8 protein-coding genes are annotated in these 8,601 nt (G+C 42.7%); 4 read left to right on the plus strand and 4 right to left on the minus strand.

Translation table 11 applies throughout. From position 1 onward, the window contains the following. Positions 1-62 precede the first annotated feature (62 nt). Positions 63-788: a pyridoxine 5'-phosphate synthase gene (locus tag ACFFAP_RS32060; RefSeq protein WP_375515002.1), complete on the minus strand. Its 726-nt coding sequence runs from the start codon at positions 786-788 to the stop codon at positions 63-65. A gap of 498 nt (positions 789-1,286) precedes the next feature. Here ACFFAP_RS32060 and ACFFAP_RS32065 point away from each other — a divergent pair, with 498 nt between their 5' ends. Together ACFFAP_RS32065 and rdgB are read left to right on the plus strand one after the other, a co-directional pair. Next, positions 1,287-2,723: a phosphoglucomutase/phosphomannomutase family protein gene (locus ACFFAP_RS32065; protein ID WP_375515003.1), complete on the plus strand. Its 1,437-nt coding sequence runs from the start codon at positions 1,287-1,289 to the stop codon at positions 2,721-2,723. Positions 2,724-2,810: 87 nt separating this feature from the next. After that, positions 2,811-3,386 carry an RdgB/HAM1 family non-canonical purine NTP pyrophosphatase gene (rdgB, locus tag ACFFAP_RS32070; protein ID WP_375515004.1) on the plus strand — a complete coding sequence of 192 codons (576 nt, stop codon included), beginning with the start codon at positions 2,811-2,813 and terminating at the stop codon, positions 3,384-3,386. A 109-nt stretch (positions 3,387-3,495) separates the two neighbouring features. On the opposite strand, the gene ACFFAP_RS32075 is transcribed toward rdgB, so the two are convergent. Together ACFFAP_RS32075 and ACFFAP_RS32080 are read right to left on the minus strand one after the other, a co-directional pair. After that, positions 3,496-3,834: a P-II family nitrogen regulator gene (locus tag ACFFAP_RS32075; protein ID WP_012410794.1), complete on the minus strand. Its 339-nt coding sequence runs from the start codon at positions 3,832-3,834 to the stop codon at positions 3,496-3,498. A gap of 359 nt (positions 3,835-4,193) precedes the next feature. Next, positions 4,194-4,796 carry a hypothetical protein gene (locus ACFFAP_RS32080; protein WP_375515005.1) on the minus strand — a complete coding sequence of 201 codons (603 nt, stop codon included), beginning with the start codon at positions 4,794-4,796 and terminating at the stop codon, positions 4,194-4,196. A 95-nt stretch (positions 4,797-4,891) separates the two neighbouring features. Here ACFFAP_RS32080 and ACFFAP_RS32085 point away from each other — a divergent pair, with 95 nt between their 5' ends. Beyond that, entirely contained in the window at positions 4,892-5,062 is a 171-nt protein-coding gene (locus ACFFAP_RS32085) for a hypothetical protein (protein ID WP_375515006.1), read from the plus strand. Between the two features lie 5 nt (positions 5,063-5,067). On the opposite strand, the gene thiD is transcribed toward ACFFAP_RS32085, so the two are convergent. Next, the gene (gene thiD / locus ACFFAP_RS32090) at positions 5,068-5,889 is read right to left on the minus strand and encodes a bifunctional hydroxymethylpyrimidine kinase/phosphomethylpyrimidine kinase (RefSeq protein WP_375515008.1); all 822 of its coding nucleotides are present in this window, start codon (positions 5,887-5,889) and stop codon (positions 5,068-5,070) included. Positions 5,890-6,722: 833 nt separating this feature from the next. On the opposite strand from thiD, the gene ACFFAP_RS32095 reads away from it, so the two are divergent. Next, positions 6,723-8,601 (plus strand): choice-of-anchor D domain-containing protein (locus tag ACFFAP_RS32095; protein ID WP_375515007.1); only part of this gene is annotated, 1,879 nt, incomplete at its 3' end.

Genomic DNA, 8,601 nt, shown 5'->3' on the forward strand with positions numbered 1-8,601 from the left:
GTCCCTAATTCTCCTTGTCCCCAAGTCCTCTTCACCATGCCCAATGCCCCATTCCCCATTCCCTATTCCCCATTCCCTCTTATAGCTTGTTTCATCTCACGGACTGCTCGTTCTATACCTACTAATGCTGCCCGACTGATGATGGTATGACCGATGTTCAGTTCTTCCATACCTGGAAGCGCAGCCACCGGATAAACGTTCCAGTAGGTGAGTCCATGACCAGCGTTGACTCGCAATCCAGCTTGAATCGCTTGTTCACATCCTTTAGCTAATATGGCTAATTCTCGCTGGCGATTTGTTTCATCCTTAGCCTCAGCATATTGTCCGGTGTGCAATTCAATAAATCGCGCCTGCAACTTGACAGATGCTTCAATTTGTGCAGATTCGGCGTCTATAAATAAACTAACTGGAATATTAGCGCTTTGCAATTTATCGACTATCTCACCTATTCTAGCAATTTGCCCGATAATATCTAATCCGCCTTCTGTTGTGACTTCTTCGCGCTTTTCAGGGACTAAAGTTACATAATCTGGCTTGATATCGAGAGCGATCGCTAGCATTTCATCTGTAGCGGCCATTTCTAAATTAAGATGCGATCGCACTGTTTCTCGCAATATACGCACATCCCTATCTTGGATATGCCGCCGATCTTCCCGTAGATGCACCGTAATTCCATCTGCACCCCCTAATTCTGCCAGCACCGCCGCCGCTACAGGGTCAGGTTCCACTGTCCGCCGTGCTTGCCGGATGGTGGCGATGTGGTCAATGTTAACACCAAGTGTAGGCACCCCAAATTTCTCCCAAATCCACAGTCCTCAGAATTTGATTTTACCGAAAATACTGGTTTTGCATAGCGAAGTAGTCAATATAATTCATAATTGATAATTTAAATCAGTGTGAGCTGCTAAACTTTCCACGCTCTTCAAGACCACGCTTATTAAAAATTCAGTGTGGGCTGCCATACCCATTTTTTAAATATGAATTATGAATTAATAATTATTTGGTTAAAGCAAAGATTAAATATAGCAAAAGGCACAGGAGTGGAGTTATGCTCTGCGTTTGCGAAGTATCAAAGACTCATTAACGGAGTTCTAATGGGACTTAAACACGACTTGAAACAATGTCTGCATTAGTGGCAGAATTCCGGGACGATCGCACTTATTGAATGCACAAATTTGCCCAATTTTGTCTTAAACATTATTAGTACATATTCTTACTAGATTCTTTTTTTACTTTGTACACTGTATAAATGCTAGAATCCTCAAGTAGACAGTTAGGATACTTAAATGCCAGTTGTAGCTAACTCAATCAAGTTTGGTACAGACGGCTGGCGGGGCGTTATTGGTGACGAGTTCACCTTTGAACGCCTAGCCCTGGTCGCGCCAGTTGCCGCAAAAGTATTATATAATACATATTTTTCTACGGTGGGTAGCCGGACAATAATTGTCGGTTACGATCGCCGATTCATGGCCGAAGATTTTGCTCGTGCTGTTGCTGATACTGTCACCTCTGTCGGATTTGATGTGCTACTGAGCGAAACTTATGCCCCAACCCCAGCTTATAGTTGGGCAGCAAAAGAACTCAATGCTTTAGGGGCGCTGGTAATTACAGCCAGCCATAATCCAGGCACATATTTGGGGTTAAAAGTCAAGGGTTGTTTTGGTGGGTCGGTGCCGCCAGAAGTCACAAAAGAGATAGAAGCGCAGTTGTCGGTTGGAGTAACATTAGCAGCTACTCCAGGGAAGCAAGAGAAATTCGATCCTTGGCCCAGTTATACCCAAGCGTTAGAAGGTAAAGTTGATATTGCCAAAATTCGAGAAGCGATCGCATCTGGCAAATTGACATTATTTGCCGATGTTATGCATGGCGCGGCGGCAGGCGGATTGGCGAGACTACTAGGCAATCAAGTCAAAGAAATCAACTCAGAACGCGATCCCCTGTTTGGTGGAGGTGCGCCGGAACCCTTGCCTAAATACCTTTCAAAGTTATTTGAAGTTATCAAAACTCATCGAGAAACAGATAAATCAGGTTTAACGGTGGGGTTGGTATTTGATGGAGACTGCGATCGCATCGCGGCTGTAGACGGGGAAGCCAACTTCTTGAGTTCTCAAGTCTTAATCCCGATATTAATCGACCATTTAACCCTGCGGCGCGGCTTTAGTGGTGAAATAGTGAAAACTGTTAGTGGTTCCGACTTAATGCCCCTTGTAGCAGCACTACATAACCTGTCGGTATTTGAAACAGCAGTTGGTTATAAATACATTGCTGACAGAATGTTAGCAGCAAAAGTGTTGCTGGGTGGCGAAGAGTCGGGGGGAATTGGCTATGGCAGCCATATTCCCGAACGCGATGCATTGCTGTCAGCATTGTACGTTCTAGAGGCGATTGTAGAATCTGGTTTGGATTTAGGTGAGTATTACCGCTACTTGCAAAAACAAACAGGGTTTACCTCAGCTTACGATCGCATTGATTTACCCTTAGCAAGTATGGAAGTGCGATCGCGTCTTTTGCAACAACTGCAAACTCAACCCTTAACAGAAATTGCCGGGTTAGCAGTAATTGATTGTCAAACAATCGACGGCTACAAGTATCGCCTCGCTGATAAAAGCTGGTTAATGATTCGGTTTAGCGGTACTGAACCAGTTTTACGCCTGTACTGCGAAGCCTCGACAATTGAGCAAGTCCATCAAACTCTTGCTTGGGCAAAACACTGGGCAGAGTAAAATTAGTGAGGAGTTGAGAGTTAGGAGTTAGGAATTAATTAACTCATAACTCATCACTCCTAACTCCTAACTAATAATTTGTAATTCATGACATTACTTGTAGTAGCTACAGGAAATCCAGGTAAATTGCGGGAAATGCAAGCTTATCTGGAAAATTCGGGTTGGGAATTAACCCTCAAACCTGAAGAATTGGAAATTGAAGAGACAGGCGAAACCTTTGCCGCCAACGCTTGTCTAAAAGCCTCACAAATTGCTCAAGCCACAGGAAACTGGGCAATTGCTGATGATTCTGGTTTGCAAGTAGATGCCTTAAATGGCGCACCAGGGGTTTATTCTGCACGTTACGCTAAAACTGACTCAGAACGCATTGCTAAGGTATTGAGAGAATTAGATAACGAAGTTAATCGACAAGCTCAATTTGTTTGTGCAGTAGCGATCGCTCGTCCTGATGGTGCGATCGTATTAGAATCTGAAGGTATTTGTCGCGGCGAAATTCTCCATGCACCGCGTGGTGATGGTGGTTTCGGCTACGACCCGATTTTTTATGTGCAAGAGTTGCAATTGACCTTTGCTGAGATGACACGGGAGTTGAAAGGGTCAATTAGCCATCGAGGCAAGGCTTTTACAGCTTTACTTCCGCAGCTAGAGAAAGTTAGGAGTTAGGAGTTTGGAATTGGGAGTTTGGATTTATGAATTTTGCTAAATCTTCACTCATTTAGTCTTGACTCACAGATCATAACTCTTAACTCATAACTCTTAACTCATAACTTTTTTAAACTGCTTCTGTGTTCTTTTCGCCGGTGCGAATCCGAATCACTTGCTCAACAGGCGAGATGAAAATTTTACCATCGCCAATTTCACCAGTGCGGGCAGCAGCAATAATTTTGTCTACCACCATATCAACTTGATTGTCATCAACGACGATTTCCACTTTGAGTTTTTGCAGAAACTCAACCGTGTACTCAGAACCGCGATACCGTTCAGTTTGGCCTTTCTGCCGTCCGAACCCCCGGACTTCAGAAACAGTCATGCCGACAATACCAGCGTTAACCAAGGCAATTTTTACCTCATCTAGCTTAAATGGGCGGATAATAGCTTCTACTTTTTTCATCTTTTTGACTCCTGACTTCTACTAGCTTCGTTTATATATCTAACCAGATCCGTTGTCTGAAGCTGTAACTAGCAGTGCTTTTCCTAAAAGATATGTAATAATTACCACTTTTTTAAAGTGTAGATGCTTTGCCTGAGGGTTTGGGACATGAAAAGCGGCAAGGATTTATTAATTGGATAATCTTTGAGGTTTTAACATAAAGAAGTTGCTGTAAATTTAGCATTCTATGTAGCTTTTATAACCTAAAAATAAATAAATTACGCTATTTAGCAGATATGCTCAGATATTTTAGAGAGTGATTGCAGAGAAATTGCTCGGTAGCTCGAAAGCTTGGTGCTGCTGATTGTAGGAGTAGTCAACTAACGTTTCTGATGTTCAAACAGGGGACGCACAACGAAATATCCAGCACTAAAAGCAGTAAGCATGATCAACAATATGGTAATAATTAACCACCAGCCATTGAGTCCCTTGGCATCTGGCTCAGTAGTGGAATAATAACTTACTTGTTGCTCTTCTATAGAAACTGGTTCTGGTATCGAGAAATTTATTTCCATTACAGGTGTAGAAAAGTCTTGGCGGCGGCTTTTTTCGGGTGGCGTTTTGGGAATAACAGTTGGGCGAGAAACCTGCTGACGTGGACGCGCTTGTGTTGGTGGCACTTTAGCGGCATTTTTAACGTCACCAGAAGCTTGGGGGACTTGGTGATAACTAGGCGTAGTATGGGAATCCACAAACTTTTGCAAATGAGAAAAAGACTCAACGACTTTAGTAATTTCTTGGCGTAGTAGTTGATTTTCTTGTGCTAATTGCTGATTTTTGGTGGTAAGTGCGTGTAGCTTCGCCTGCGCTGCTTGCAACTCTGTTGACAATTCCCTATATACAGATAGTGGTACAGAAGGAGGGTAGGCTTGAGTAGTCGGTGTTGGCGAATTCCTGTCAACTGAACCTATGGTTGTTCGCATCGGGGGCTTGGTATTAAAAATCAAGGTAAGTAGGTCGTACAGAGATGCTAACAAAGATAGTCAGCCCTGAAACTATGCCCAAGAATAATAGAAAAATGCCGAAAGGGCAAAGATTTATTATTGGGGGGATTGAGAATTGGGAATTGGGCATGGTGAAGAGGACTTGGGGACAAGGAGAATTAGGGACTTTGGGGTTAGACTTGTTGCAAGTTCTCACCTCTTGTCCCCAAGTCCCCAAGTCTTTCCTACCTCCCCACTCCCCTTGATAAGGTTAATTTCGTAACAATGGGAAGAAATGTCCTACAGGGCCTTGCCCTTTGCCAATATCTAGGGCGTAAGTGAGTGCAGTAGTCACATACTTCTTTGCCTCTTGCACTGCCTGCCACAAGTCTTTTCCCTTGGCCAGATTAGCAGCGATCGCAGCCGATAGTGTACAACCAGTACCGTGGGTATTTTTTGTCTCTACTTGCTGGCAAGTCAAAACTTCCAACTTGTCCCCATCAAACCAGATATCAACACCACGTAAATCTCCCTGCATACCTCCGCCCTTGACTAAAACAGCCTTCGTCCGTAAAGTCTTGTGAATAATTTCAGCTGCGGCTTGCATATCCTCCAAAGAATTAATTTGTAAACCGCTTAAAATCTGGGCTTCGTAGCGATTCGGCGTGATCATAACTGCCTTGGGAATCAGGGCATGACATAGAGTCTTCACAGCATCATCATCAATCAATTGTGCCCCTGTACGTGACACCATTACTGGATCAACTACTAAATTATCGATTTGTAAAGCTTCTACCTGCTGGGCAACAGCAAAAATAATTTCCTGATTAAGCAACATTCCCGTTTTGGCAGCTTGTACGCCAATATCCTCAACTACTGCCTGAATTTGCGCCACAACAGCCTCTGTTGGCATGGCATCAACCCTCATTACTCCTAAAGTGTTTTGTGCCGTGACGCAGGTTATAGCGCTAGTACCGTGGACACAGTGAAAAGCAAAGGTACGTAAATCAGCTTGAATTCCTGCACCGCCACCGCTATCTGAACCAGCAATGGTTAAAGCAACGGGTATTCTGGAGTTTATTTCAGTGTTCATAGTTATGAAGATTAAGTAAGTTGCCGCAATCAAACCAAAATATCTCAAAGATTGATGAACTAGGCTAAAACCCTCTTCCTTCCAACCTGCTTCCTGATCGCAACCACAAAAATTTACGACAACCTGACTTGAAAGTGCTGTTAGCGGTAGCGGGACGTTTGGTAAAGAAGGCATCGCTTATTTAAAAATTTTTAGAGAAACTTCATCAAATCCTCCCACAAAGCGCTCTCCACTCCCATATCACTCTGGAAATTAACTGGACTCCACCACCACATCTCCATATTTTTTTAGCTATTGTTGTAAAAAATATAACTAAATTCAGAATATTTACTGGGTTTTTTCTTGGAGGCAAAGGTTAGTTTTAATACATGAGTTCACAAGGCTCAGTTACACCGCGTACAACAAGTTCGACTAAGTTGTTACATTAGTTCCCTTAAGTTAAAGGGTAAACCTACTAAAGTTTCAACCAATTCAACTTTGACCACTCAAAAAACGCAGAGATGACAGGAAATGTCTTTGGCTTTGCGCTGCCTTGTCTGCGTGCAATTTGTCCGATCACCCTCAATAAAACACTGACAATTGACGGTATCGACATCCCTACTTTAACCATCAACGGTTAATAGGATAAAAATTTTCAGTTTTATAACAGTTTTTCTACAAACGACGCCATTTCTTTTTTGCGATCGCCACATGTAAGGGCGGGTACGCCATCGCACAGCTGCGACTGTCCTGAAAAGTCCAGATAAATCACCCATTCAAATAACTACTTAGCAACATAGTTTATTGCTGAGAACGTACTACCAATTCACCTTATAAAATTCGGAGTTAATCTCATGGCTGGCAAAACATACTACGTTTCTGGAACAGGCAATGATAAAAATGATGGCTTAAAGGAAGGATCTGCATTTCGCACCCTCCAACAAGCTGCGGACTTGGTGCAGGCAGGTGATACCGTCTACGTCATGAATGGTACTTACACAAATACTTACCCTAATATCCTGAGTATTTCAGATAAGCACGGTACCGAAGCCGCGCCGATCACATTTACTGCTTATCCTGGACACACACCTGTTTTACAAACACACGATAAAAATTGGAATGCTATCTCAATTACAGGCTCTTCTTATGTAGTCATTAATGGGCTGAACCTGGTGGGGGCACGAGATGATAATACATTAGAATATGCGCTTGAGCATAAAGATGATTTGAATAACCCAGCAACATCTGGGAACGGTATTAACGTTTCCTACATCGATGGCGACGAAAAGCAACGTTCACATCACATCACAATTAGTAATAACAACATTTCTAAGTTTCCAGGAGGCGGGATTGCAACAGCAGAAGTAGACTACATTACAATAAAAAACAATGTGGTTTCTGGAAATTCTTGGTACTCACCTCATGGAACCCAAGGAATTACAATGCTTCACCTTTGGAATTCCGATCAAAACGTAACAGATTACAAAGTAATTATTCAAGATAACACTGTCTTTGATAATAAACAATTAGTTCCTTGGGCTAATGCAGGAAAAGTAACAGAGGGTCATGGAATAATGCTTGACACTTCTTCTGTTGGAAATGTTGCATACCAGGGCAAAGCCTTAATTAGTAAAAACGTAATTTACAACAATGGTGGCGCAGGTATTCAGATTTTCAAAGGAGAAAACCCTGTAGACATTGTGAATAATACACTTTCCCAAAATTCACAAGAACTATCAACCGGAGAAATTTTACTTAACAGTGCTAAAAATGTTCGGGTTTCTAACAATATTATGTATGCAAGTGACGGAAATTCTGCAAGTGCTATTGCTAATTCTAGTAATTATTCATTTGACAACAACCTTGCTTACAACGGAGATATTAAAGGTACAGGATCAGGAAATGTTTTAAACAAAAACCCGTTATTTGTTGATGCAGCGAATCATGACTTTAGGCTCAAACCTGGAAGTCCTGCGATCGATGGTGGTTCCAATGCTTTGAATAGCGTCACTAAGATTACTCCCTTAGATGGCGATGGTGACGGCAGTGTATTGACTGATATTGGCGCATTTGAAGCCCCCACCAATAAGACTCCTAACCCCGAAATTCAAGTTCTTGATGGCACAGTTGACATTGCAGATAACAGCCCTACCGCCATTAACTTTGGCGAGGTCATTGCTGGCAGCACCGTGACCAAAACTTTTACCATTAAGAACACAGGTATAGCTGCACTCAACCTGAGTAATCTCAAACTCCCCGACGGCTTTAGTTTGGTAGGAACTCTTCCAGCTACTTTGGCTGCCAAGACTTCGGCGAATATAACAGTGGCACTAAATACGACCACTGGCGGAACCTACACTGGCAACTTCAGTTTAACCAACAACGATCCTGACGAAAGCCCCTTTAACTTTGTTATTAGTGGTAAAGTTAATGCTCCCGAAATTGAAGTTGTCAATAACCAAGTTGACATTGTAGATGGCAGCACCACTCCCATTGACTTTGGCGAGGCCGCTTTCGGCAGCACCGTAATTAAAACTTTCACCATTAAGAACACAGGTAAGGCTCCACTCAACCTAACTAATCTCGAACTCCCCGACGGCTTTAGTTTGGTAGGAACTCTTCCAGCTACCTTGGCTATTAATAATTGGGCGAGTGTATTAGTGGCACTCAATACGAAAACACCTGGAACATATTCTGGCAGTTTCAGTTTGGATAGCAACGATAGTAACGAAA

The organism is uncultured Nostoc sp., assembly GCF_964245575.1.
Classification (GTDB): domain Bacteria; phylum Cyanobacteriota; class Cyanobacteriia; order Cyanobacteriales; family Nostocaceae; genus Nostoc.